The sequence below is a fragment of the Pseudomonas sp. Pseusp3 genome (genome assembly GCF_047304225.1).
GTDB lineage: Bacteria > Pseudomonadota > Gammaproteobacteria > Pseudomonadales > Pseudomonadaceae > Aquipseudomonas > Aquipseudomonas fluorescens_CD.
Genome location: NZ_JBGLYV010000004.1, coordinates 84,141 through 109,398, shown reverse-complemented (window position 1 = coordinate 109,398; position 25,258 = coordinate 84,141). Strand labels below are relative to the sequence as shown.

At 61.4% G+C, this 25,258-nt stretch carries 19 protein-coding genes and 1 pseudogene; 14 read left to right on the top strand and 6 right to left on the bottom strand.

From position 1 onward, the window contains the following. The first annotated feature begins 218 nt into the window (after positions 1 to 218). The 4 genes from ACCD00_RS02790 to ACCD00_RS02775 all read left to right on the top strand — a co-directional run bounded on the left by ACCD00_RS02790 (position 219) and on the right by ACCD00_RS02775 (position 4,508). Positions 219 to 1,568 carry a GntP family permease gene (locus ACCD00_RS02790; protein ID WP_413421701.1) on the top strand — a complete coding sequence of 450 codons (1,350 nt, stop codon included), beginning with the start codon at positions 219 to 221 and terminating at the stop codon, positions 1,566 to 1,568. Between the two features lie 14 nt (positions 1,569 to 1,582). Then, entirely contained in the window at positions 1,583 to 2,443 is an 861-nt protein-coding gene (locus ACCD00_RS02785; RefSeq protein ID WP_085719039.1) for a MurR/RpiR family transcriptional regulator, read from the top strand. A gap of 1 nt (position 2,444) precedes the next feature. Further along, positions 2,445 to 3,902, top strand: a complete 1,458-nt coding sequence (locus tag ACCD00_RS02780) for an N-acyl-D-amino-acid deacylase family protein (RefSeq protein ID WP_413421698.1) — start codon at positions 2,445 to 2,447, stop codon at positions 3,900 to 3,902. A gap of 237 nt (positions 3,903 to 4,139) precedes the next feature. Further along, positions 4,140 to 4,508, top strand: coding sequence for a glyoxalase superfamily protein (locus tag ACCD00_RS02775; RefSeq protein ID WP_413421696.1), 369 nt, complete (start codon positions 4,140 to 4,142; stop codon positions 4,506 to 4,508). Between the two features lie 4 nt (positions 4,509 to 4,512). Here ACCD00_RS02775 and ACCD00_RS02770 read toward each other — a convergent pair whose 3' ends face one another. Beyond that, positions 4,513 to 5,541, bottom strand: coding sequence for an AraC family transcriptional regulator (locus ACCD00_RS02770; protein ID WP_413421694.1), 1,029 nt, complete (start codon positions 5,539 to 5,541; stop codon positions 4,513 to 4,515). Between the two features lie 209 nt (positions 5,542 to 5,750). On the opposite strand from ACCD00_RS02770, the gene ACCD00_RS02765 reads away from it, so the two are divergent. The 6 genes from ACCD00_RS02765 (at position 5,751) to ACCD00_RS02740 (ending at position 15,614) form a co-directional block, all read left to right on the top strand. Further along, on the top strand, positions 5,751 to 7,346 hold the full coding sequence (locus ACCD00_RS02765; RefSeq protein WP_413421692.1) for an FAD-binding oxidoreductase: 1,596 nt from the start codon (positions 5,751 to 5,753) through the stop codon (positions 7,344 to 7,346). Between the two features lie 5 nt (positions 7,347 to 7,351). Further along, positions 7,352 to 8,941, top strand: a complete 1,590-nt coding sequence (locus ACCD00_RS02760; RefSeq protein WP_413421690.1) for a glycerol-3-phosphate dehydrogenase/oxidase — start codon at positions 7,352 to 7,354, stop codon at positions 8,939 to 8,941. A gap of 20 nt (positions 8,942 to 8,961) precedes the next feature. Beyond that, the gene (locus ACCD00_RS02755) at positions 8,962 to 10,530 is read left to right on the top strand and encodes an FGGY-family carbohydrate kinase (protein ID WP_413421688.1); all 1,569 of its coding nucleotides are present in this window, start codon (positions 8,962 to 8,964) and stop codon (positions 10,528 to 10,530) included. A 243-nt stretch (positions 10,531 to 10,773) separates the two neighbouring features. Then, entirely contained in the window at positions 10,774 to 12,063 is a 1,290-nt protein-coding gene (locus ACCD00_RS02750) for a phospholipase (RefSeq protein WP_413421686.1), read from the top strand. Between the two features lie 60 nt (positions 12,064 to 12,123). After that, the gene (locus ACCD00_RS02745) at positions 12,124 to 14,079 is read left to right on the top strand and encodes a DUF1302 domain-containing protein (protein WP_413421684.1); all 1,956 of its coding nucleotides are present in this window, start codon (positions 12,124 to 12,126) and stop codon (positions 14,077 to 14,079) included. Between the two features lie 161 nt (positions 14,080 to 14,240). Then, a complete protein-coding gene (locus tag ACCD00_RS02740; RefSeq protein WP_413421682.1) occupies positions 14,241 to 15,614 on the top strand; it encodes a DUF1329 domain-containing protein in 1,374 nt (457 codons plus the stop codon). Positions 15,615 to 15,819: 205 nt separating this feature from the next. Here the strand turns inward: ACCD00_RS02740 and ACCD00_RS02735 are convergent, their stop codons facing one another. Together ACCD00_RS02735 and ACCD00_RS02730 are read right to left on the bottom strand one after the other, a co-directional pair. Then, the gene (locus tag ACCD00_RS02735; RefSeq protein WP_413421741.1) at positions 15,820 to 16,524 is read right to left on the bottom strand and encodes a methyl-accepting chemotaxis protein; all 705 of its coding nucleotides are present in this window, start codon (positions 16,522 to 16,524) and stop codon (positions 15,820 to 15,822) included. Positions 16,525 to 16,725: 201 nt separating this feature from the next. Beyond that, positions 16,726 to 17,604, bottom strand: a pseudogene (locus ACCD00_RS02730) (methyl-accepting chemotaxis protein); the annotation flags it as partial. 394 nt (positions 17,605 to 17,998) lie between these two features. Here ACCD00_RS02730 and ACCD00_RS02725 point away from each other — a divergent pair. Beyond that, positions 17,999 to 18,670, top strand: a complete 672-nt coding sequence (locus ACCD00_RS02725; RefSeq protein WP_413421680.1) for a histidine phosphatase family protein — start codon at positions 17,999 to 18,001, stop codon at positions 18,668 to 18,670. A 34-nt stretch (positions 18,671 to 18,704) separates the two neighbouring features. Beyond that, the gene (locus ACCD00_RS02720) at positions 18,705 to 19,538 is read left to right on the top strand and encodes a phosphatase PAP2 family protein (RefSeq protein ID WP_413421678.1); all 834 of its coding nucleotides are present in this window, start codon (positions 18,705 to 18,707) and stop codon (positions 19,536 to 19,538) included. 116 nt (positions 19,539 to 19,654) lie between these two features. Here ACCD00_RS02720 and ACCD00_RS02715 read toward each other — a convergent pair whose 3' ends face one another. Next, positions 19,655 to 21,094, bottom strand: a complete 1,440-nt coding sequence (locus tag ACCD00_RS02715; protein ID WP_413421676.1) for an ArnT family glycosyltransferase — start codon at positions 21,092 to 21,094, stop codon at positions 19,655 to 19,657. A 162-nt stretch (positions 21,095 to 21,256) separates the two neighbouring features. Here ACCD00_RS02715 and ACCD00_RS02710 point away from each other — a divergent pair, with 162 nt between their 5' ends. Continuing rightward, the gene (locus ACCD00_RS02710) at positions 21,257 to 22,309 is read left to right on the top strand and encodes a metallophosphoesterase (protein ID WP_413421674.1); all 1,053 of its coding nucleotides are present in this window, start codon (positions 21,257 to 21,259) and stop codon (positions 22,307 to 22,309) included. Between the two features lie 189 nt (positions 22,310 to 22,498). Here ACCD00_RS02710 and ACCD00_RS02705 read toward each other — a convergent pair whose 3' ends face one another. Continuing rightward, positions 22,499 to 23,905, bottom strand: coding sequence for a DUF2252 domain-containing protein (locus ACCD00_RS02705; protein WP_413421672.1), 1,407 nt, complete (start codon positions 23,903 to 23,905; stop codon positions 22,499 to 22,501). 141 nt (positions 23,906 to 24,046) lie between these two features. Between ACCD00_RS02705 and ACCD00_RS02700 the strand changes: the two genes are divergently transcribed. After that, positions 24,047 to 24,955: a YeeE/YedE thiosulfate transporter family protein gene (locus ACCD00_RS02700; RefSeq protein WP_413421670.1), complete on the top strand. Its 909-nt coding sequence runs from the start codon at positions 24,047 to 24,049 to the stop codon at positions 24,953 to 24,955. A 53-nt stretch (positions 24,956 to 25,008) separates the two neighbouring features. On the opposite strand, the gene ACCD00_RS02695 is transcribed toward ACCD00_RS02700, so the two are convergent. Beyond that, positions 25,009 to 25,257, bottom strand: a complete 249-nt coding sequence (locus ACCD00_RS02695; RefSeq protein WP_413421668.1) for a hypothetical protein — start codon at positions 25,255 to 25,257, stop codon at positions 25,009 to 25,011. Between the last annotated feature and the right edge of the window lies 1 nt (position 25,258).

Genomic DNA, 25,258 nt, shown 5'->3' with positions numbered 1-25,258 from the left:
CAGCCATTCGATTGTTCCCACCCTGAGCGTGGGAACGATCTGTCTTTCGGCGATGAAAATTCGTACGGCCGACTTTCATAATTCGCGACACGCCATGTCTCTGTACGACACCTCTTATCCGTGCACGAAAATTACTTTCACCTCGTTTGAAAATCACCGACCGAAATGTTTTAAGAGTTTCACAAATATTTCGACGTGACCCTCTCGAGGAGTACCGCATGACCCCGTCCTTCGGCTATTGGCTGCTGGTGTATGCCGCCGTTGCCATCATCGCGCTGATCGTTCTGATCGCTCGTTACCGGCTCAATCCGTTCATTGTCATCACCCTGATTTCCCTCGGCCTGGCGCTGGTCGCCGGGATGCCACCCTCCGGTGTGGTGGGGGCGTACGAGGCGGGTGTCGGCAAAACCCTGGGGCACATCGCGCTGGTGGTGGCGTTGGGGACCATGCTCGGCAAGATGATGGCCGAGTCCGGTGGCGCCGAGCAGATGGCGCGCACGCTGATCGACCGTTTTGGCGAGAAGAACGCGCATTGGGCGATGGTGTGCATCGCGTTTCTGGTGGGGCTGCCGCTGTTCTTCGAAGTCGGTTTCGTCTTGCTGGTGCCGATTGCCTTTACCGTGGCGCGGCGCGTGGGTGTATCAATCCTGATGGTCGGCTTGCCGATGGTCGCCGGGCTCTCGGTGGTGCATGCGCTCGTGCCGCCGCACCCGGCGGCGATGCTGGCGGTACAGGTGTATCAGGCGTCGGTGGGGCAGACCTTGATGTATGCGATCCTGATCGGCATTCCGACCGCGATCATTGCAGGTCCCCTGTACGCCAAATTCATCGTGCCGCGTATTCAATTGCCGGCGGAAAACCCGCTGGAGCGCCAGTTCCTGGAGCGTGAACCCCGCGACAGCCTGCCGGGTTTCGGCATCACCATGGCAACCATCCTGTTGCCGGTGGTGCTGATGCTGATCGGCGGCTGGGCCAATCTGATTTCCACGCCGGGCAGCGGCTTCAACCAGTTCCTGCTGTTCATCGGTAACTCGGTGATCGCGCTGTTGCTCGCCACATTGCTGAGCTTCTGGACCCTCGGCCTGGCGCAGGGCTTCAACCGTGAATCGATCCTCAAGTTCACCAACGAATGCCTGGCGCCGACCGCGAGCATTACGCTGTTGGTGGGTGCCGGTGGTGGCTTGAACCGGATTCTGGTGGATGCTGGCGTCACCGACCAGATCGTTGGTCTGGCCCACGAATTTCATCTGTCGCCGCTGTTGATGGGCTGGCTGTTTGCCGCGCTGATGCGCATCGCCACCGGATCTGCCACTGTGGCCATGACGACCGCTTCAGGTGTGGTCGCACCCGTAGCCATTGGTCTGGGTTATCCCCATCCGGAGCTGCTGGTGCTGGCGACCGGCGCCGGGTCGGTTATCTTTTCCCACGTTAACGACGGCGGTTTCTGGTTGATCAAGGAATACTTCAACATGACCGTTGCCCAAACCTTCAAGACCTGGACCGTGCTCGAGACGTTGATCTCGGTCGTTGCCTTCGGACTGACCGTTGGCCTTTCTTACCTGATTTAGCCGGAGCCACCCGCATGGACATCCTCTACCAGATCCGCGCCCGTCAGGATTCCTTCAGCGCCGGTGAAGGCCGCATCGCCCGCCTGATGCTCGACGACGTAGGATTTGCCGCCTCCGCCAGCCTCGATGAACTGGCGCTGCGGGCAGAGGTCAGCACCGCCACGCTGTCGCGTTTCGCCCGCACGGTCGGCTGCCGGGATTTGCGCGATTTGCGTTTGCAACTGGCCCAGGCCAGCGGCGTCGGCAGCCGGTTTCTCGACCCGGCGGGCACGCCCGAGCAGTCGGCGTTCTACGGACAGATCGTGAGTGACATCGAATCGACCTTGCGCCAGCACCTGGCGGCGTTCGATGAGTCGCGTTTCGCCGATGCGGTGAAACTGCTGGGCAAGGCGCGGATGATTCACGCTTTTGGCATGGGCGGCTGCTCGACCCTGTGCAGCGACGAACTGCAAGTGCGCCTGGTGCGCCTCGGCTATCCGATTACGGCGTGCCACGATGCGGTGATGATGCGCGTCACCGCCGCCAGCCTCAGCGCTGAACAGGTGGTGATTGTCTGCTCGCTGACCGGGATCACCCCGGAGTTGATCGAAACGGTGGAGCTGGCGCGCAACTATGGCGCCCGCATTCTGGCCATTACGCTCGCGGGTTCACCGCTGGCGCAACTGGCCGACATCGTCCTGCCCCTGCAAAGTGCCGAAACTTCGTTCATCTACAAACCCACGGCAGCGCGCTACGGCATGCTGCTGGCCATCGACGTGCTCGCCACCGAGCTGGCCCTGGCCAATCCTGAAGACAATCAAGAACGTCTGCGGCGGATCAAACTCGCCCTGGACGAATACCGCGGCGGCGACGATCACTTGCCGCTGGGAGACTGACATGCAGTACGACACGCTGATTCGCAACGCCCTGATCATCGACGGCAGCAACAGCCCCGGTTACCCCGCCGACGTGGCCATTCTCAATGGGCGCATCGAGCGTATCGGCGACTTGCGCGATGCCCACGCAAACGAAGAAATCGACGCAGCGGGCCAGGTGCTGGCGCCGGGTTTCATCGACGTGCACACCCATGACGATACCGTGGTGATTCGTCAGCCGCAGATGCTGCCCAAGCTCAGCCAGGGCGTGACCACGGTGATCGTCGGAAACTGCGGGATCAGTGCGTCGCCGGTGAGTTTGCGCGGCGATCCGCCGGATCCGATGAACCTGCTCGGCACGGCCGCGGCGTTCGTTTATCCGACCTTCCGCGACTACCGCACGGCGGTCGAAGCGGCGAATACCACGTTGAACGTAGCCGCACTGGTCGGCCATACGGCGTTGCGCAGCAATCATCTGGACGACCTGTTTCGCACCGCCACGGCCGATGAAATCAGCGCGATGCGCGAGCAACTGCGTGAAAGCCTCGAAGCCGGCGCCTTGGGCTTGTCCACCGGCCTTGCCTATGCCAGCGCCTTCTCGGCATCGACCGATGAAGTGATGCAGCTGACCGAAGAGTTGACGGCATTCGGAGCGGTCTACACCACCCATCTGCGCAGCGAATTCGAACCGGTGCTGGAGGCCATGGACGAGGCGTTCCGGATTGGTCGCCATGCACAAAGCCCGGTGATCATTTCCCACCTCAAATGCGCCGGCGCCGGTAACTGGGGGCGTAGTCCGCAGTTGCTGGCGTCTCTTGAACAGGCGGCGAAGACCCACCCGGTCGGTTGCGACTGTTATCCCTACGCCGCGAGCTCATCGACCCTGGACCTCAAGCAGGTGACCGATGCCCACCGCATCACCATCACCTGGTCGACCCCGCATCCGGAAATGGGCGGCCGCGACCTGATGGACATCGCCGCCGAATGGAACCTGTCGCTGCTCGACGCGGCCCGCCAACTGCAGCCGGCCGGCGCGGTTTATTACGGGATGGACGAAGCCGATGTCCGCAGAATCCTCGCGCATCCGCTGTCGATGGTCGGCTCCGACGGCTTGCCGGAAGACCCGTTCCCACACCCACGCTTGTGGGGCGCATTCCCCCGGGTGCTCGGACATTTCAGCCGTGACGTAGGGCTATTTCCGCTGCACACCGCCGTGCACAAGATGACCGGGCTGTCGGCGGCCCGCTTCGGTTTGAAGGCGCGTGGTGAAATTCGCGAAGGTCATTGGGCGGACCTGGTGTTGTTCGATCCGGCAACCATCCGCGATGTCGCCGATTTCAACGATCCACAGCGGGCGGCGCAAGGCATCGAGGGCGTATGGGTCAACGGTGTGTTGAGTTACCGTGATGGCCAGGCCAACGGGCGCAGAGAAGGGCGATTCCTGGCTAGGGAAGGGGATTTGCGTACGGGGTTCGAGTGAGTTTCGAGGACTGTGTCACAGTGATGGCACTTTGAAATTAAAGATTGGCATTTCCGCGCCGAAGGACTGATATCAAACCTGACAACCATTCATTGTTCGGTTACGTATTCTGTAGGAGCGAGCTTGCTCGCGATGGACAAAAGAGCGCAGCGTTTACCCGGTAGACACGCGTCATCATTAACGACCATCGCGAGCAAGCTCGCTCCCACAGGTCTTTCACCGTCTGGGGGCAATCCGATGAGCTTCGGCAAAACCACTCCGGTCCTGCGTATTTTCGACGAAGCCAAGGCAGTGGAGTTTTACGTCGACTTCCTCGGTTTCAAGATCGACTGGCAGCATCGATTCGAAGCGAACTTCCCGCTGTACCTGCAAATCTCCCGTGGCGAATGCGTGCTGCACTTGTCCGAACACCATGGCGACAGCACGCCGGGTTCTGCACTGCGGATCGAGGCGGATGAGCTGGAGGCGTTTCAACAGCAACTGTTGGCCAAGCAATACAGCTTTTCCCATCCACAGATTCAGGCCATGCCGTGGGGCAGCCAGGACATGACCATCGCCGACCCGTTCGGCAATCGGTTGGTGTTCACCAATGCGATCAGCCTCTGAGCCTTTAGCTTTCGTTCGACACCCGGTGGGTTTGCCGAAACTCGCCGGGCGGCATCCCGCGCCGGCTTTTGAACGTGCGGTGAAACGAGCGGGGTTCGGTGAAACCCAGGTATTGGGCGATGTCCTGAATCGGCAGGGTGCTGTTGAGCAGGTAATGCTCGGCCAGTTCCTGGCGCAGATCATCAAGGATCTGCTGGTACGACGTACCGGCCTGATGCAACTGGCGTTGCAGCGTGCGCACTGACACGGTGAGATGCTCGGCCACCTGCTCCTTGCGTGGCAGACCTTCCTTTAGCAATTGGCGCAGGATGTTTTTGACCCGTTGTTCCAGCGACGCGTCCTCCAGTGTGGCCATCAATCCCAGGGCATGTTCTTCCAGCGTGCGCAGCAATTGCGCATCGGCCTGGCGCAATGGCAACTGCAAATACGGCAATGGGACAATCAGCGCCGAGTAAGGCTGGTCGAACAGTACCGGACAGTCGAAGAACTGCTCGTACTGTGCCAGCGTCGTGTCGGCCGGACGGGCATGTTCCAGCCAGACGGCGGCCGGCGACATATGCGTGTCGGCGATCCAGCGCGCGTATTGCAGCCAGGAGCCGAGCACGTTTTCCACCAGGTGCCGGCGAATTCGCGGGCGTTGGTGGCGGCATGTCCAGATCAGGTGCACGCCGCTGTCCTGCACCTCGGCGCGGCTCACGCCCATGTCTCCCACCAGCTTTTCGAACGGCGTGATGCGGCTCATGGCGTCGCCCAGTGTCGCGCAGTTCATGGTGATGTAACCCAGCACGCTCCAGGAGTTGGGCAACACGAAACGCGCGGCGTTGAGACCGAACAACGCATCGCCCGAGTGTTCGCAGAAATAATCGAGCAGCCGTTCATGGGCTTCACCCGGCAACCGCAGGCTGTTGTCACTCAACTGCTGTGCCTGCAACCCGGCAGCCGCCAACGCAGGCTCGATGGCCATGCCCAGTTGTTCGGCATGACGCAGGTATTTGAGCAGCGGCGGAACTGAAGTGAAGCCCAGGGATTGCATGATCGTTTCCTTTGATCAAGGCCCGCGTGCGCGGATGAATGCCCTGAAAGGTAATTTGAAACCACGGCTAAAGTAAATGGCTGACGCTTGCGCGACGTTTGACTCAATTGGCTACTCGAACTGGCCGGATGCGACCGTGACACTTTCGGGCGGCGCACTAGTATGGGGGCCTGAAATATCACTGATCAGAACCGCAAAAGGACACACGCATGCGACGCTGGAACGGCTGGGGAGATGCAACCACGGTGGTCGAACTGCCGGCCCAGGGCGCGAGTTTTCTCGCCCGGCGGGTGGGTGACGGTCGAGCGCTGCCCGATGCGACGCTTGAGACGGCATTGGCCCGCGTACCCCCGTCGCGGTTGCAGCAACACTTCCTGTACAGCGTGGATGCCCATGATCGTTTGTTGCATGCGCGGGGCCAGAGCCTGCCGGACTGGCTGGCGTTGCGTGAGGGCGCGCTGGGGAATTATCCCGACGCCGTGGCCTATCCCACGAGCGCTGAACAGATTCGCCGGTTACTGCTGCTCGCCCATGAACAGGACCTGTGCCTGATTCCTTATGGCGGCGGCACCTCGGTGGCCGGTCACATCAACCCGCCGAGTTCCGCGCGGCCGGTGGTGACGGTTTCCCTGGCTCGCATGAATCGCCTGCTGGATCTCGACGAAGAGAGTCTACTGGCCACCTTTGGCCCCGGCACCACTGGACCGCAGGTGGAAAGTCAGCTGCGCGCCCGGGGTTACACCCTGGGGCATTTCCCGCAGTCGTGGGAGCTGTCGACCCTGGGCGGTTGGGTCGCCAGCCGTTCCAGTGGCCAGCAGTCATTGCGTTATGGGCGAATCGAGCAATTGTTCGCCGGCGGGACCCTGGAAACCTTCGCCGGCCCATTGGAGATTCCCTCCTTCCCGGCCTCGGCGGCCGGCCCTGATCTGCGCGAGGTGGTGTTGGGCTGCGAGGGTCGATTCGGGATCATTTCCGAGGTGAAGGTACGGGTCAGCGCACTGCCCGCCGATGAGCGTTTCTATGGGGTGTTTCTGCCCGATTGGCCCAAGGCGCTGCAAGCCATCCGCCAGTTGGCCCAGGCGCGCGTGCCGCTGTCGATGCTGCGCTTGTCCAACGCGGTGGAAACCGAAACCCAGCTGGCGCTGGCCGGTCACCCGCAACAGATCGCCTGGCTGGAAAAGTACCTGGCCCTGCGCGGCGCCGGTGAGGGCAAATGCCTGCTGACGTTCGGCGTGACCGGCAACCGTCGGCAAAATGCGCTGTCCCTGCGTCAGGCCCGGCAGCACCTCAAGGCGTTCGGCGGGGTGTTTACCGGCACCTTGCTCGGCAAGAAGTGGGCGCAGAACCGTTTTCGTTTTCCCTACCTGCGCGAAAACCTGTGGAATGCAGGTTACGTGGTGGACACCCTGGAAACGGCCACTGACTGGAGCAACGTCGATAACCTCCTCACGCTCATCGAAAACAGCCTGCGCGACGCCTTGGCTGCCGAAGGCGAGCGGGTGCATGTCTTCACCCACCTTTCCCATGTCTACGGCGAAGGATCGAGCATCTACACCACCTATGTGTTTCGCCCGGCAGCGGACTACCCCGCCACCCTGGCGCGCTGGCAGGCACTCAAGCAGGCGGCCAGCCAGACCATCGTCGACAACCAAGGCACCATCAGCCACCAGCATGGCGTGGGCAAGGACCACGCGCCGTACCTGCGCCGGGAAAAGGGCGCACTGGCAATGGAAACCCTGCAGGCACTGAGTCGGCATTTTGATCCGGCCGGGCGACTGAACCCTGGCACGCTGTTGCAGGAGTGACGGCCATGAGCCTGGACTGGAACGCGGCGTGGCGACAGCAGGTGCTGCCGACGCTGGCGGATGAAACCTGGGACCTGATCGTCATCGGCGGCGGCATCAGCGGCGCCGGCATCCTGCGCGAAGCCGCGCGCCGTGGGTGGCGTTGCCTGCTGCTGGAGCAGCGCGATTTTGCCTGGGGCACTTCCAGCCGCTCTTCGAAAATGGTCCATGGCGGCTTGCGTTACATCGCCAAGGGCCAGTGGCGCCTGACCCGCGATTCGGTCCGCGAACGCCAGCGCCTGCTCGACGAAGCGCCGGGGCTGGTGGAACCGATGAGTTTCATGATGCCGCATTACCGTGGCGGTTTTCCCGGACCACGGGTGCTGGGTGGTTTGCTGTCCATCTATGACGCATTGGCCGGGCGGCGCAGCCATTGCTTCCACGACGCGCAACAACTGCGTTATCTGGCGCCTGGGGTGAAGGAAGATGACCTGCTGGGCGGCACCTGTTTTGTCGATGCGCTGACCGATGATGCCCGGCTGGTGATGCGTGTATTGGGCGAGGCCCGGGCCGACGGCGCCGTGGTGCTCAACGGTATGCGGGTGCAGCGATTGCTGCGTGAAGAGGGGCGCGTTTGCGGCGTTCAGGTCGAGGACTGCGAGGGTGGCGGACTACTGACATTGCGTTGCGGTGTGCTGGCCGTGGCCACCGGCGCGTGGGCCGAGCGCTTGCGCCCGTCCGATGCCCCTCGCCAGTTGCGCCCGTTGCGTGGCAGTCATTTGCTGTTGCCGGGCTGGCGCCTGCCAGTGGCACAAGCCTTCACCTTTCTGCACGAGCGCGACCGTCGACCGGTGTTCGTTTTCCCTTGGGAGGGTGCCACGGTGGTCGGTACCACGGACCTCGATCATCACGGCGATCTCGACCAAAGCGCGAGCATCAGCTCCGAGGAACTCGACTATCTGCTGGCTGCCTGCAGCCAACAGTTCCCCCAGGCCGAGGTGGTCGCCGCCGACGTGCTGTCGACCTGGTCGGGCGTGCGCCCGGTGGTGGGCAGTGCTGCGGGTGAACTCAAGCCCTCGAATGAAACCCGTGAACATGTGCTGTGGCAGGAACCGGGTTGTGTGACCCTGGCCGGCGGCAAGCTGACCACCTTTCGCCCGCAGGCGATCGAAGTGCTCAAGGCCTGCGCGAACATGCTCGACCGGCCCTTCAATGACGACGCCGCGCCGGTGTTCGCCGTCGTGCCGCCGCTGGCGATCCCGGGGCTCAGCGCCAACCAGTGGCGGCGCCTGGCCGGGCGGCATGGCCGTGACCTGCCGAGGCTGGCGAAGCTGCTTGTCGAACTGGGCCATGACACCGTCGGCGGCACTGACACCTTGTGGGCAGAGCTGGCCGTTGCCTGCGATACGGAAATGGTCCTGCACCTGGATGACCTGCTGCTGCGCCGCACCCGCATTGGCCTGTTGCTGCCTCGAGGCGCCGAAGATTACTGGCCGGCGATTCGCCGACTCTGCCAGCCGCGGCTGGGCTGGGACGATGAGCGTTGGCAGCAGGAACAGCAGCGCTACCTGGCGTTGTGGCAACGCCATCATGGTTTGCCGGATGCCGCGCATTGATGCCCATTGAAGAGAGTTCCATGGATAACCACCCGAACAAGCGTTACCTGTTGGCCATCGACAATGGCACCCAGAGCGTGCGCGCGCTGCTCTTCGACCTGCAGGGCAATCTGCTGGGCAAAGGCAAGGTCGAGTTGCAGGCCTACTACTCGGCTCAACCCGGCTGGGCCGAGCAGGACCCGGAGTATTACTGGGCAAAACTGGGTGAGGCCTGCCAGCAGTTGTGGCAGCAAACCGGCATCGATCGCTCGCAGATTGCCGGTGTATCCCTGACCACCCAGCGCGGCACGGTGATCAACGTCGATGCCCAGGGCAAGCCACTGCGACCGGCGATTTTGTGGCTCGATCAACGCCAGGCCGAAGTCGAAGGCGGTATCAAGGGACCGTGGGGCTGGCTGTTCAAACTGGTCGGCGCGCAAGCCACGGTGGACTACTTTCGCGCCCAGGCCGAGGCCAACTGGATCGCCCGCCACCAGCCTGAGGTCTGGGCGGCAACCGACAAGTTTTTGCTGCTCTCGGGGTTTCTCACCCATCGCCTGTGCGGGCGCTTTGTCGATTCCGTGGGGTGTTGCGTCGGCTACTTGCCCTTCGACTTCAAACGCCTGAAATGGGCCGCACCCGCCGACTGGAAATGGCAGGCGCTGGCGGTGCGTCCCGAGCAACTGCCGAGCCTGCACAAGCCCGGTGAAACCCTCGGCTACATCAGCGCCGAGGCCAGCCGCCACACCGGTATTCCCGAGGGGTTGCCGCTGATCGCCGCGGGCGCCGACAAGGCCTGCGAAGTCGTGGGTTCCGGCGTCGTCGACGCCGGCACCGTGTGCCTTTCCTACGGCACTACGGCGACGATCACCAGTACCCGGTCGCGCTACCTGGAAATCGTCCCGTTGATTCCGCCTTACCCGTCGGCGGTGCCGGATCAATACAACTGCGAGGTGATGATTTATCGCGGCTACTGGATGGTCAGCTGGTTCAAGAACGAGTTCGGCCTGCGGGAAATGCAGCAGGCCAAAGCCCAGGGCGTGGAGCCTGAGCAACTCTTCGATGCGCTGGTCGACGCCGTGCCGCCGGGCTCCATGGGCTTGATGCTGCAACCCTACTGGTCGCCCGGCATCCGCGAGCCGGGTGTGGAAGCCAAGGGCGCGATGATCGGCTTTGGTGACGTGCATACCCGCGCGCACATTTACCGGGCGATCCTCGAAGGCCTGGCGTATGCCTTGCGTCAGGGCATGGAGAAGATCGAGAAACGTTCGCGGGTCTCCATCACGCGCTTGCGCGTCGCCGGTGGTGGCTCCCAGAGTGATGCCGCGATGCAACTCACGGCGAACATTTTCGGCCTGCCGGCCGAGCGTCCGCATGTCTACGAAGCGTCCGGGCTGGGCGCGGCCATTTGCTGCGCGGTAGGGCTGGGGCTGCACGCGGACTTCCCCACGGCGATGGCCGCCATGACCCGGGTCGGAGCGGTATTCATGCCGCAACCCGATGCGCAGCAGATCTATGAGCGACTGTACAAGGAGGTCTACCTGCGTATGTATCGACAGCTCAAGCCGCTGTACCAAAGCATCCGCAAAATCACCGGTTACCCCGCCTGAAAGAACACCGCAGATCCCCCCTGTGGGAGCGGGCTTGCTCGCGAAGGCGGAGTGTCAGTCAACATTGATTTCACTGACACACCGCCTTCGCGAGCAAGCCCGCTCCCACATTGGTCCGTGGTGTTTTTTTGCATCGAGGCGTGGCGCTATCGGAGAACTTTTCTGGTGAGTTTGGACAGTGTCAGGGCCCGGGTCGGTTGTTAGGCTCAACCCCCACGGCACATCCAATAAGAACCAAAAGCAATGAAGCTGACATTCCTCCTGTTGCTGCTTTGTGCAACGGCCCCGACGGCCTGGGGCTGGTCCAACCATACGGTGGGCAGCTACCTGGCGTTGCAGGACCTGCCGGCGTTGCGTGATGCGCCAACTGTCGAAGTCGAGCCACTGGAGCGGTTTCTCGCGCAGCAATATCAAGCCGTGAGCGCGTTACTCGACGAGCAGGAACGCTTCGCCCGCGAACACTTCGCCCAGTACCCGTCACGCCCCGACAATCTGCGATTGCCAGACGTACCTGGGGACAATCTGCGCCACGACTTCCTCACCGCGCTGCGGATCAATCCGCAGATTCATCTGGCGATGGTCATTCAACCGCTGCCCGGCCAGGATCTGCCTGAGCGTGAACACCTAATCGCCGAGCAGGTCATGGTCGAGCAGACCCTCTCGCCATGGAATCGCCAGCGCTTCATTCGCGTGACTGACAACGAAAAAGTCGCACCCCTGGCCGTGTTGGCCAGCGCCGCCGATGAGCCTGATTACGGCCACGACATCAACCTGTTCAGCGACAACCCCGGTGAAGTTGGCGCGCTGTACGGCTTCGGCCCGCAGCCCTTTGGTGACGCACGGTTTCAGTACAGCTCCCAGGCGCCGTTCCATATGGGCTTCTTCCATGAAAGCCCGGTGGTGTACGCCGCTGCCGGGTTTCTCGAACGCAGCTGGCCTGACTGGCGCGCCTACCAGTACATGGGCTTGGCGCGACTGGCCTTTGCCACCGGTCATCCTTATTGGGGTTATCGCTTTCTCGGCTGGGGCCTGCACCACATTCAGGACCTGACCCAGCCTTATCACGCCAAGCCATTGCCCGGCGTCGACCTTGCCAGTCTTCTTCTGTTGGAAGGCAAGGCACTGGCCGGTTTCGCTGCCGACAAGCAGGCGTCCATCGAACGCGTTGCGACCCGGCACATGGAAGTGGAGAAGTATCAGTCGACCTGGCTGCGTCGTTTGCTGCGTGCCGGCCAGCCCCATCCGATGCTCGACGCTTATGCCGATTCTGCCCGGGACGGCCATTACCCGCCGTACTCGGTGGACTACCTGCGCGAAGTGGTGAGTGCCGAGTCCGTTGACGAGTCCGCGGCGTTCGATGAAGCCATCGGTCAGTGGCTGGACTCGGCACCGATCACCAGCGATTTCAGCAACGGTAATCAGCTGCAGCGCGAAGATTTCGACCATCCGGCACTCAACCGGCAGTTGTTCAAACTGCTGGGGCATTTCGGTGCGCACAGCCGGGTTTATGTCACTGCGGGGTTGGCACCCTAGCCATCGCAGCCACATTGCCAGAACACAAAAACAATAAAACCAGGGGAAGGGGAACAGATCATGAAGATTCGATTTCGCCTGTCTGGCGCGGCGCTTCCTGGTGTCGGCCTGGCAGGGCTGCTGCAACTGTGCGCGGTCGACGGCGTGCAGGCCAAGGAGTTCAGCGTGCTGGACAACCAGATCACCGGTTCATTCGACAGTACCTTGTCCTACGGCCGCTTGTGGCGGGTCCAGGGCCGGGACAAGACCAACGATGACGTCAACACCAACGACGGCAATCGCAACTTCGACACCGGGCTGGTTTCCGAGGTGTACAAGATCACCTCGGAACTCGAGGCCAACTATCAGAACTACGGGATGTTCGTGCGCGGCACCGCGTTCTATGACACCCAACTGATGGACAAGCGCAACGATTACTTGCGCAACAACAAACCGTCGCAACCCAGTCAGAGTTTCCCGCAGGACGACCACTTCACTGACCAGACCCGCGATATCGCCGGCAGCCGGGTGGAGATGCTCGACGCCTACCTCTACGGCAACTGGGATGTAGCGCAGATGCCGCTCACGGCACGTATAGGGCGCCAGGTGTTCAACTGGGGCGAGGGGATTTTCTACCGTGGCGGGATCAACACCACCAACCCAGTGGATGCGGCCAAGTACCGTCTACCCGGGGCCGAAGTCAAGGAAGTGCTGGTACCGGTGGAAGCACTGAGCTTCAACATCGGCCTGACCGATTCCCTGACCATGGAAAGCTTCTACCAGACCAACTGGAAGGAAACCCGCATCGACCCGGTCGGCACGTTCTACTCGCAGACGGACCTGTTCGCCGACGGTGGCAACACCGCCTACAACAACTTTACCGGTACCGCGCTGGACACCCCGGTGCCGGGGTTCGGCAACGTGATCGATCTGTACGGTGCACTGGGCAACAACCCGGTACTCAACCAGGCCCTGAGGACTACCGGCCTGTACGCCAGCGGGGTTACCCCTGCCTTTGGCAACACCGTCAAGGTGGCCTCGGTCGGCAAGGATTTCAACGCGCGCAACGACGGCCAGTTCGGTTTCGCTTTTCGCTACATCGCAGAAGCGCTCAACAGCACCGAATTCGGCTTGTACATGGTCAACTACCACGCCAAGGAACCGACCATTTCAGCCGATCTGGGAGGGTACAAGGGCATCGACATGAATGCCCTGACCAACCTGTTGGCCGGTGTCGCCGGCAGTCAGGCGGGGCAACTGGCCAACGGCCTGGCGACCGTGGATGTGCTGGGCAACATTCAGGCGCATCGGCGCTACGCCGAAGACATCCGCATGTACGGCTTCAGTTTCAACACCACCCTGGGCCAGGCGTCGGTGTTCGGTGAAGTGGCTTATCGACCGAACCTGCCCATCGGGGTCGCCGCCACCAACGACCTGATCGGCGACCTGGCCCACGGCGCTGCCGCAGCGGCGGCCGGCCAGACCATCAACATTGGCGGGCAGCAGGTCACGCTCGCCAGTCAGATCAATAACGCCCAGCGGGTGGAGGCGTTCAACACCTCCGTCGGCACCATTTACAACTTCGGTCCGAGCCTGTCGTTCGACTCGATGTTCGGCGTATTCGAGCTGGCGTCCGAGCACTTGCGCGGCAGCAGCCTGCAATACACCGCTTTTGATGGCAGCACCCGCTACTTCGCTGGCACCGGTAACTTTTCCTATGTGTCCGGCGGCGAGCGCGACGACCAGGTCAACCGCAATTCCTACAGCTACACCGCGATGCTCAATGGCACCTGGAACGACGTGTATGCCGGGGTCAACGTCTCGCCTTATGTCGTCTACAAGGATGACTTCGAGGGCAACAGCTATCAGGCGGGCAACATCATCGAGGGCCGCAAGGCCTACACCCTGGGGATCAAGGCCAACTACCAGAACAAGCTGGAGGCCGAGCTGCAATACACCGAGTTCTATGGCGGTGGGCAGGACAACGGCCTGCGTGACCGCGACAACGTTGGCTTCAACCTCAAGTACTTCCTTTGATTGCTACACGCAAACCCTGTGTGGGAGCGGGCTTGCTCGCGAAAGCGGTGTATCAGGCGACATCTGTGCTGGATGTGCCGCCCTCTTCGCGAGCAAGCCCGCTCCCACAGGGGATCTGCTGTGTGTTTGCAGACCTGCGGCCTTTATTTCGGAGAACGATCATGTTTCACACTTCACGATTGACCAAGACCACGCTGGCGCTGCTCCTGAGCCTGGCCGCCGGCAGTGCGCTGGCCGCAGTCACGCCCCAGCAAGCCGAGCAATTGAAAACCACGCTGACGCCGCTGGGGGCCGAACGTGCCGGTAACGCGGCCGGGACCATTCCGGCCTGGACCGGCGGCATCACCCAGGCGCCGGCGGGCTACAAGCCGGGCCAGCATCACCTGGACCCCTATGCGGCGGACAAGCCACTGTTCACCATCACCAAGGCCAACCTTGAACAGTACAAGGCCCACCTCAGCCCGGGTCAGATCGCACTGTTCAACAGCTACCCCGACACCTTCCAGATGCCGGTCTATCCCTCTCGCCGCTCGGGTTCGGCGCCGCAGTGGCTGTATGACAACACCCTGAAAAACGCGACCTCGGCCAAGCTGCTCGATGGCGGGACCGGTTTTGCCGATGCCTATGGCGGTGTGCCGTTCCCGGTGCCCAAGGACGGGATCGAGGTGCTGTGGAACCACATCACCCGTTATCGCGGCATCTATGTGGTCCGACGTGCCTCCGAAGCGCCGGTACAACGCAACGGCAGCTTTGCGCTGGTGACCTCGCAGCAGGAGGGGCTCTTCAACTATTACCGCCAGGGCGGGCAGTTTGCCGACCTGAAAAACATCCTGTTTTACTACCTGGCGTTCGTGAAGAGCCCGGCCCGGCTGGCTGGCGGTGCGGCGTTGGTTCACGAGACCCTGGACCAGCTCAAGGACCCGCGCCAGGCCTGGGTCTACGACGCGGGCCAACGCCGCGTGCGCCGGGCGCCGAACCTCGCGTATGACACCCCGATCGCCTCATCCGACGGCCTGCGCACGGCGGACGATACCGACCTGTTCAATGGCTCGCCAGACCGCTACGACTGGAAGCTCAAGGGCAAGCAAGAGGTCTACATTCCCTATAACAATTACAAAGTCGGTAGCCCTGAGGTGAAGTACGCGCAGTTGCTCACACCGGGCCACCTCAACCCGCAGTTCACCCGTTATGAGCTACATCGGGTCTGGGTGGTCGAAGGCACGCTCAAGCCGGGCGCACGGCATATCTATTCCAAGCGTGTGCTGTTTCTGGACGAGGACAGTTGGGGCGCCGCACTGGTGGATCAATATGACGGGCGAGGGGAGTTGTGGCGGGTGTCGATGGCCTACCTGAAAAACTTCTACGACCTGCCCACCACCTGGAGTGCGCTGGATGTCTTCCATGACTTGCAGGCGCGTCGTTACTACGTGCAGAACCTGGACAACGAAGAGCCGGCCACAGTGGACTTCGCCCAGCCGGTGCCGGAAGACGCGTACTTCATGCCGTCGGCATTGCGACAGCGTGGTACGCGGTGAGGGCGTAAGCCTTGGAAAGTTGTAGTCAGTCAGACCACGATCGCGGAAAACCGGTCCTGTAGGAGCGAGCTCGCTCGCGAAGTACCTGCCAGCGCCGCGATCATTCAGAATGCACGCGTTATCGTTGACCACCATCGCGAGCAAGCTCGCTCCTACAGGACGAGCCTGTTCGCGATTGGATGGTCGATTCAGCGAGCGCTGAAGGTCAGACGCGGAAGTGGCTCACCATCTGCTGCAATTGACCACCCAGCCGCGCCAGCTCAACGCTGGACTTGGCGGTTTCATCGCTCGCCGCAGCAGTCTGCTCGGACACATCGCGCACATTGATGATGCTGCGGCTGATCTCTTCGGCCACGGCGCTTTGCTGTTCGGCAGCGGCGGCGATCTGCTGGTTCATCGACTGGATATTGGACACCGTGCGGGTGATGTTCTCCAGTGACTCGCCGGCCTTGCGGGTCAGGGCCACGCTGCTGTCGGTGAGGGTGCGGCTGTTGTTCATCACGGCCGATACTTGTTGCGTGCCGTTTTGCAGGCCGGCCACCAGGCCTTCGATTTCCTCGGTGGACTTCTGCGTGCGCTGGGCCAGGCCGCGGACCTCGTCGGCCACCACCGCAAAACCACGACCGGCTTCCCCGGCGCGGGCCGCTTCGATGGCTGCGTTGAGCGCCAGCAGGTTGGTCTGCTCGGCCACGGCCTTGATCACGTCCATGACGCTGCCGATCTTGTCGCTTTCCTGCTGCAGCACACTCATGGCTTCGGTGGAACGCACCACTTCGCTGGCCAGGCGCTCGATCTGGGCGATGGCTTCGTTGACCACCTTGTCGCCTTCACGGGCTTCACCGTCCGCCGCCGCAGCGGCTTGCGAGGCTTCTTCGGCGTTGCGCGCGACTTCCTGCACGGTGGCGGTCATCTCGTGCATGGCGGTCGCGACCTGATCGGTCTCGACTTTCTGACTGTTGACCCCGGCGCTGGTCTGCTCGGTCACGGCCGACAGCTCTTCGGCGGCGCTGGCGATCTGGGTGACGCCGTCGCGGATGCCGCTGATCAAGTCGCGCAGGGTCACGCCCATGCGTGCGATGCCTTGCTGCAACACGCCGAGTTCGTCGCGACGGGTGACCAGCACGTTCTGGGTCAGGTCACCGCTGGCGATGCGGTCGACCACCGCCAGGGTGTCGCGCAATGGACGGGTGATCTGGCGAGTGATGACCACGGCGGCAATGACGCCCACCAGCAACGCCAGCAACGTGCTGACCAGCTGCAAGGTGCGCGCCCGGGCGCTTTCGGCGTCACGACGGTCGAGCTGGATCTGATACAGCTGATCGCTCAGGGAGACGATGGCGGCGCCCTGGTCGGTCATTTCCTGGCGTGCTTGCACCGCGTCATTGCTGGCGGCCTTGTAGGCCTGCAAGGCGCTGCGGTAGTTACCCAGCGCAGCCTCCAGCTGACGCAGGGCGTCTTGCTGGGAGTCGGCGAAATGCGCGTTCAGCGGTTTCAGGCTGGCGATGGCGGCATCCAGTTGGCCGACTGCCTTTTGCTCGGTCTCGGCATTGGTACTGGCGGTATAGCCGCGCACTTCGTAGCGGGCCAGCAGAAACGCTTCCCTGGCAGCAGTAATGGCCTGGAACTGTTCAAAGCGCTGGTCGCTCAGCGGCATTTGCTGAACGCGGGTAGTGATGCCATTGATCAGCGTGTTGGCGGTTTCGGCGTTGGCACCCATGGCGTCGCGGGCGCTGTTGCCGGCGCGATAAGCGTTGCGCATTTTGCCGAGGGACACCTTGTAGGCGTCGATGACGGCACCCTGCTCTCGGAGCAGCTTGAGGTTTTCCGGGCTCTTGAACTTCGCCAGCAGGGCCTGTTGCTGGGCCGAGAAGGCGTCGAGGGTGGTCTGCACGCTCTGTGCGGCGGTTTCGTCGCCGTTGGTCAGCATGTATTGCAGGCGAACCACGCGCAGCTTGGTCAGGCCGGCGTTGAGCTGGGTGATGTCGCTCATCCAGTTGCTGCGGTCGATCAGCCCGCCCAGGCTGGTCCAGCCGGTCAGGGCGAGGACGCAGGTCAGTGCCAGGACCAGGCCAAATCCCAGGCCCAGTTTCAGGTTCACGCTGATGTTGCCGAACCAGCTATTCATCAAATTCCTCCAGGAACGTAGTGCTTCTATTTCGTCGGTTGGCTGGAAGATTGTTTTTTTTGGGGGCCGCCAAGCTGTGTAAGCAAGATGTATCGGCAGCAATCCCGGGAGCTGAAAGGTTTTTGTGTGGCGGATTCTGTAACAAGGTTTTTGCAGCGTTTTAAGCTTTTTTTCACATGTCTTTCACCCGCCGACAACGCACGTTTCCTTAACCTTTGCGGATCTAATGAGGTGGTCCGTGCCGGCGAGGCGGCTTGATGTGGAATTAAGACTGAGTCTTTTCGGGATAAAACGCTCGATCGATCTGAACCGCTTCGCCCGTTATCGCAACGCTGCGGTGGTGTTGGCCTCGGCGCTGCTGGTGGTCCCGTTGATCGTGTTTTTGCTGCGTCCCGCCACCGCGCCCGACCTGGCCCACGGCAATGTGGCCGGTGCACAGGCTTTGATGACGGGATGGGCCAAGGGCGATGTGATCGTACTGGTGCGCCATGTCGAGCGCTGCGATCACTCCTCGGCGCCTTGCCTGGTTGGCAACGATGGCATTACCGCGCGCGCTCGCAGCGTTGCCGAGAGCCTCGGGGCACAGTTCAGACACCTTGGCCTGGACAAGGCCGATATCTACAACAGCCCGATCCTGCGCACGGCACAGACCGCCAACTTCATGTTCAACAAGGTTGGCACGGGGGAAGACTGGCTGATCAGTTGCAAGGGCACCATGCTGCGCGACGCGCTTGCGCACAAAGTGGCCGGGCGTAACCTGGTTCTGGTGACTCACAGCGAGTGCATGGAACAACTGGAAAAAGACCTGAAGTTACCGCCTACGACGCTGGGTTATGGCGCTTCGCTGTTTATTTCCGCCGAAACCCCGCAAACTCCGCGCATGCTTGGTTTCATCGATGCCTCTGACTGGAGCTCGGTGAACACTCATTGAGTTTTCCCCTCCTCTTTTTGAATCAGGATTCACAATGCAGACCGCTTCTCGCTACCGCTTTTACTGGGTGAATTTCGGTATTCCGCTGGCCTGCGCGGTCGCGGTGTTCCTGATGTTCGACATGACCAAAATCGACATTGCCTTCAACAATTACTTTTTTGATCCGGTGACGCAGACGTACCCGTTGGACCAATCCCATCTGTTCGAAAAAATTACCCATAAATGGGCGCGGATCATTCCGAACTGGACCGGTGAAATTGCGATTATCGGTGCCTTGCTGTCGTTTCTCTGGCCACGCCTGAAGGCGGAAAAGCACTCGAAAATCATCGCTTTCCTGGAAAAAATCAAAGTCGCACCGGTGCTGCGCTTTGCCACCCGGCACCGTCGGGACTTTCTCTATGTGGTGTTCGCGTTTTCCATCAGCACCGGGGTCATTCACTACCTCAAGGGCCACACCAGCGTGTACTGCCCGATCGAGACCACCCTGTACGGCGGCAAAATGGAGCACGTTGAGTGGTATGAAAATTTCGACCTGCTGAAAGTCGCCGGTGACGGTCGCTGCTGGCCGGGCGGACATGCATCGGGTGGTTTCACCATGCTGGCGTTGTACTTCGTGGCTCGCCGTTATCGCTGGCGCTATTCCAAGGCGATCATGTACGGCTCGCTGACCCTCGGTTTCATCTACGGCACGACGCGGGTGCTGCAAGGCTGGCACTACATGTCCCACACCCTATGGGCCGGGATCTTTGTGTGGCTGGCGTGTTTGCTGACGGCGCTGGCATTTTACGGGCGAGCGAGGCTGGAACAGCCGGTGCTTTCCAAAGCGCAGCAAGCAGTACCGGCTGCCCAGACTCAGCCAGTGAATTGAGTCCGCTTTGAACAGCGAAACCCGCAAACCGAAAGGGCTGCGGGTTTTTTATTGGCTGAGGAAATGTCAGCGGGTCATGGGTTGGGCGCAGCAAAGATCCAGCAGGAACGGGTGCCTCACTGCGCAACGAAGTAGTAGGCCTGACGCCCCACCATCATTGTCTTGAGCACCTTCAACGGTGCGGCAGGCTCAGTGTCGCCGGAGAGCACCGCGACATTTTCAGGCGACGCACCGAGAAAATCATGCAACTGCGACTCGGTATCGAGACCTTTGAGCACGCTGCGGGTATAGAACACGCTGGCGCCGCCCAATCGTTCAGTGGCCTGGTACAGGGCAACCTGTTGCCCATTGGCCTGCATCGACTGGATCTGCTCGGTCAGCGGCAGGAAGGACAATGTCCGGTCGGCATGAGGCATCGCCCATTGTGCTGCGGCGAAGTAACCGCAAATGACCACGGCCAGGGTGCCAACCGCCAGACCGTTACGATACCCGGCCACGCGACCGGTCCAGGTCGGGGAACCTTCACGGGACTTCAGGCGTTCGAGCAGCACGCGTGCATATTCGGCAGCGATCACCGCTGCTGCGGGCGTCAGCGACATCAGGTACACCGTACGTTTGCTCGACGCCAGCGTCAGCATCACAAATTGCGCCAGCAACCACAGGGCGAAGAACAGCAAGTACCGGTTAGCCACCAGGCTTTTACGAAAATGCCACAGGCCCAGATACACCAGGATATTCCAGGGCAGGAAGGCCTGGGGCAGTTTGACCAGGTAGTAATAGTACGGCTCGTGATGCCCCGCTTCGACGAAGGAACCACTGAAGCGACCGACACTGTTGGTCAACAGCACCTCGGTCACGGCATGGGCACCGTCGCGCTGGTACAGCATCGCGAGCCAGATCACCAGCGGTACCAGCCCCAGCAGCGTCAGCAGGCCTGGTCGCAGCCAACCAGCGACGTTCAGGCGCTTGTCCATCAGGCTGGTGACCAGCAGATACGTGAAGATCACCACACCCGGCATGGCCAGGCCCAGCACGCCCTTGCTCAGGGTCGCGATGGCGATCCCCGCCACAAATAGCAATCCGTTGCCGATGCCTGTTTGTCGTTGCCCCGCAAAGAACGCCAGCAACGCTGCGCTCACCCCGAGGGCGAGCAACGCATCTTCACCGACACCGCGCACGTTGCTCCAGTAACTGGCCATGGTCGCCAGCAGAATCGCCGCCGTCCACGCGACACTGACGGGCCGGCCGAGCCGGCGCAGCATGGCGTACAGCAGCATCACACTGAACAGCCCGGCGAATGCAGACGTCAGGCGAACGGCCCACGGTGTACCGCCAAATGCACGAATTGCCCCGGCGCCGAGCCACAGGCTCAGGGGTGGTTTTTCCAGAAAGGGTTCGCTGAAAAGTCGCGGCGTCACCCAGTCATTATCCAGGTGCATTTCCATGGCGATTCCGGCGACCCGCGCTTCGGTGGAGCCTTGTAATTGGTGGTTGCCAAGGGCGAAGAAAAACAGCAGGCAACACAGTGCAAACAGCAGTGGGACAGGGCGCGACATGACTTCTGGCTACCGGAAAAGGAAGGCCGAAAAAAAGGGCTGGAAAAAGTATACGGAACGCTTTCTTAACAAAGCATGAACAACTGCTGTGATCTATTAGGGGTGAAGGTCGACCTTCATTTCGCCAGCCAGTCTGGCATTCGATGCCCGGTGAGTCCCTGATTGAATCGCACAAATTCCCCCTCGATTTTTGCCAAACGTCCGGTGCTCCGAAAGGTCCTGTCTGGCTCAGGCATTGTCTTCGCTCTCCTGCTGATCGCAGGTGGTTACTGGCTGTTCGTGCCGCCGTCACCCTATGTTCCGCTGAGCGGCCTGGACCCCGCGGCAGTGTCGTTGATCGCCGTGGGCGATCAAGGCAGCGGTGACTTGCAACAATGGCGAGTGGGGCAAGCCATGGAGCGCGTCGCGGCCCGGGAGGGGCGCCTGGACATGGTGGTTTTCCTCGGCGACAACTTCTACGGCAAGCCCTTGACCGGTACTCACGATTATCGTTGGGGAACCCGATTCGAGCGTGTCTATTGGGGGCACTGGCTCAGCCATGTGCCGTTTTACGCAGTGCTGGGTAACCACGATTACCCGGTGTCGCAAAAATACGAGATCGAGTACGGCCAACAGCACCGGGGGTCGGGTCGCTGGCAGATGCCGGCGAATTTCTACATCAAGGATTTCGGTGACGTCGACGGGCAGCCATTGGTGCGGATGGTGTTCCTCGACACTTCGGCGCCACGTGAAACTCTGCAGCAGCAAATCGACTTGATCGATCAGGCGTTCCAGGCGCCCGGACCGGCTCCGGTATGGCGAATAGCCGCGTCCCATCACCCGGTGCGCAATCAAGGTGAGCATGGCGAGGAGTCGGACCTGGTCACACGGCTGTTGCCAGTGTTGCAACGCAACCACGTCGATCTGCTTTTGTCGGGTCATGATCACAACCAGCAATTGCTGTTGCGTGCTGGTGAACCCGCGTGGGTGATTTCCGGGGCGGGTGGCCAGAAGCTGGATGTCCTGCCAACGCCAACGCCGAATAGCACCTTTACTGACTCGCGGGCTGGTTTTGCCAAACTCGACCTGAGTGCCACTCAACTCAGGCTGGGGTATTACAACGACCGAGGCGATCTGGAATCCGGTTATCGCTGGACCAGAGACTGCCAGTGGATGGCCAAAGGCTGTTTGCTGCCCGAGCAATCGCAAGGGAATGGCGCGCAAGCGGCACAGTGATGGGCGGTGTCGGCTGGATAAAACCACTGGTGGCCGTCAGACAAAATCCCAGGCAAAAAAAAGCCCGCGGGAGGGCGGGCAAACCGTAGTTTCTTGAATGAGCGAGGGCAATGTACAGGCAGGAACGCAAGCGTGGGGTGAAGAAAAATTCATTTCGGTCAAAGCCCCATACCAGAGCCTGCGACACAGCTACGGCAAATGATCCGCGGCAAAGTCGGCTTCCGACCGTGCACGCAAACGACCCTTGCGGCAGGCTTGCTGGAACTGCTCGAAATCGCGCTCGTTCTGCTCGGTATATCCCCGGGCATATTTGTAGAGCGCGTCGGCCAGTGCGTCGCTCTTGCCGATGTAGCCGCTGATCACTGCCGCGTGCCCGGAAGACTTGGCATGGGCGCGAGCCAGGGCCCGGCCGCAGAGTCGGCCATAGGCCGCGAAAGCTTCGCCATCGAAGGTCTCGAGTTCGGCGGAGATTTTCATGTCGCGCAATTGCCGCACATAAAAATGCCGCCCGCTGGGGCCGGTGGTCCAGCCGAGGAACAAGTCGCTGGCCGATTGCATCAGCCGCTGACCGTCGACCACCCGCTGCCCTTCATGCCGCACCCGCGACTTGGCCTTCACGTAGCCGGCAAGCACCGAGCGCCGCGCCTCCTTGAATTGCAGGAACAACGGAAACTCCTGATCGTCGGTCAGCAGTGCCACCAGGCACCGGGTGCCGACACTGCCGACGCCTACCACTTTGAACGCCATGTCCTGAGCGTGAAAACGCGACACCAGATCACGGCGGTCCGCTTGCAGGGTGCCGCGATAGTCGCGCATGAAGGTGTCGTAGAGCGGACGCCAGTCCGATAGGCGCAACCAGTCATCATCGGCATCCAGCAGCGTGGTGTTCTTGTGCAGGTGGAAAATTTCCGGCAGGTCATCGCGAATGATCAGACGACCATGGGCGTCGCGTTCGCTGATTTTTGGCAGCAATTCGGCATGGGTACGACGTTCGGCTTTTTCGATGGCGCGCTGCACATGTTCCAGGGTGCTCTTGTTGGCCTGCGCCAGCAGGTCGTCATAGCTGATGGATTCGTACCAGGTTTCCAGCGAACTTTGTTCGGCGCATTCGAGCATGGTTTTCTGATAGGCGCCTACGACCTCATGGCAAACCGTGTCTTCAACCGACTCGCCATGCCGCAGATCGCGAGCCGCCACCAGGAAACTCGCCACCAGACGTTTCAAGTCCCACTCCCACGGCCCGGGATGGGCTTCGTCGAAGTCGTTGACGCTGAACAGCAGGTTGCGTTCAGGCGTTGCGAACCCGCCGAAATTCATCAGGTGGCTATCGCCGCAGATCGGCGAAACCAGCCCCATGTTCGAAGTGCCCGCCAGATCGTGGGCCTGCAGCAACGCATTGCCGCGATAGAAGGTGAACGGTGACACCAGCATGCGCCCGTAGCGCAACTCCACCAGCGATCTGACGCGTCCTTCACTCGATGCCTTGATCAGCGGTATCGGGTCGCGGGCGACATTGCCCAGGGATGCTTGCGAACCGCGCGAGCACTTCTTGCGCGCATCCTTGCCTTGCTTCAAGCGGTCGGTGAGGGTGGTCATGAGGGCCTATTCGACAGGGGTGTAGGGCGTTTGCGAATTGAGTGTAGAAGGGCTTTGCGGGTTCATCCGAAGTGTTTGCCCAGCGACTAATCTGTCTGTCAGGCATCGACTCGATGCCACCACCCGGAAACAAGGAGGCCCGTGTTTTCATTGCCAGTTTCACTGCTGCTGGCGTTCCTTATCGGCTGGGTGTCTCAGCGCATGGGCATGTGCCTTGTCAATGCCATGGGGCTGCTGCTCAAACGCCGACCGACCCTGTTCGTGTCGCTGATCAGTTGCGGATTGTTCGGTCTGTTGCTCGCGCCGGTCTATGCCTTGTCTGGCGTCAGTCAGCCGCTGTTCATCCCTGAGGTTGGCTATCTGGCACTGGTCGGTGGCGGAGTGCTGTTCGGTCTTGCCTCGGTGCTCAACGACGGATGCAGCGTCGGTACTCTCACCAAACTCGCCAGCGGCAATCTAAACAAGGCCTTCACCATTCTCGGCTGGGTACTGGGGATCGTGCTGTGGCATCACCTGAACATGCTGACCGAACAGCGGGCGCTGCAAATGCCGATGATCACTGGCCGTCATTACTGGCTGGCCATCGGCATCGTGCTGCTGATTCTGCTGTTCCTGATCCGGATTCACGGCGACAAACACCTGGTGCTGTCGAGCCTGCTGCTGGGCGCACTGACCAGTGCCCTCTACACCTTCGAACCGCTGTGGACGCCCAGTGTGTTCTTCTACGATCTCTCGCAAATATTCCGGGGCCCGGGCGACACCTCATTGACTACCCAGCGTGTGGCGGTGTTCGCCATGCTGATGCTTGGCATGCTCTGTTACACGTTGCATCGCCGCACGTTCAACTATCAGCGGTTCGCAGGGATGACCGCGGGCAGGCACCTGCTCGCGGGCGTGTTGATGGGGACCGGCGCATCGATGATGTTGGGTGGCAATGACTCGCAGATTCTATTGGTGTTTCCGACGCTGACCTGGGTGGGGACGGTGCCGTTGGTTTCGATTGTGTTGGGGATATTGGTGGGGGTTGGGGTTAAGCGGCTGCGTGCTTGAAATCGCGGCTCTGGAGTTGGACGACCTCTATGAGACCGTCCATTTTTCAAGGATCAAACCTGCATCTGCAATCGCCGCCCAACCACATCCAGCAAATCGCATCCATCGCGCAGGGACGTGACCAGCACCCGCGCCAGTTCGCTGTAAACACCCTCGTCAGTCGCGAGACTCTCCAGCAATTGCGTCGCGGTTCGAATGCGATAGGCGGCTGTTTCATGCAGCACATCCAGCGGCGCTTCGGTGTCGATCAGCAGCGACGCGATGGTGCAGTCGATGCCGCTCATCGGCATGTATCGATTCATC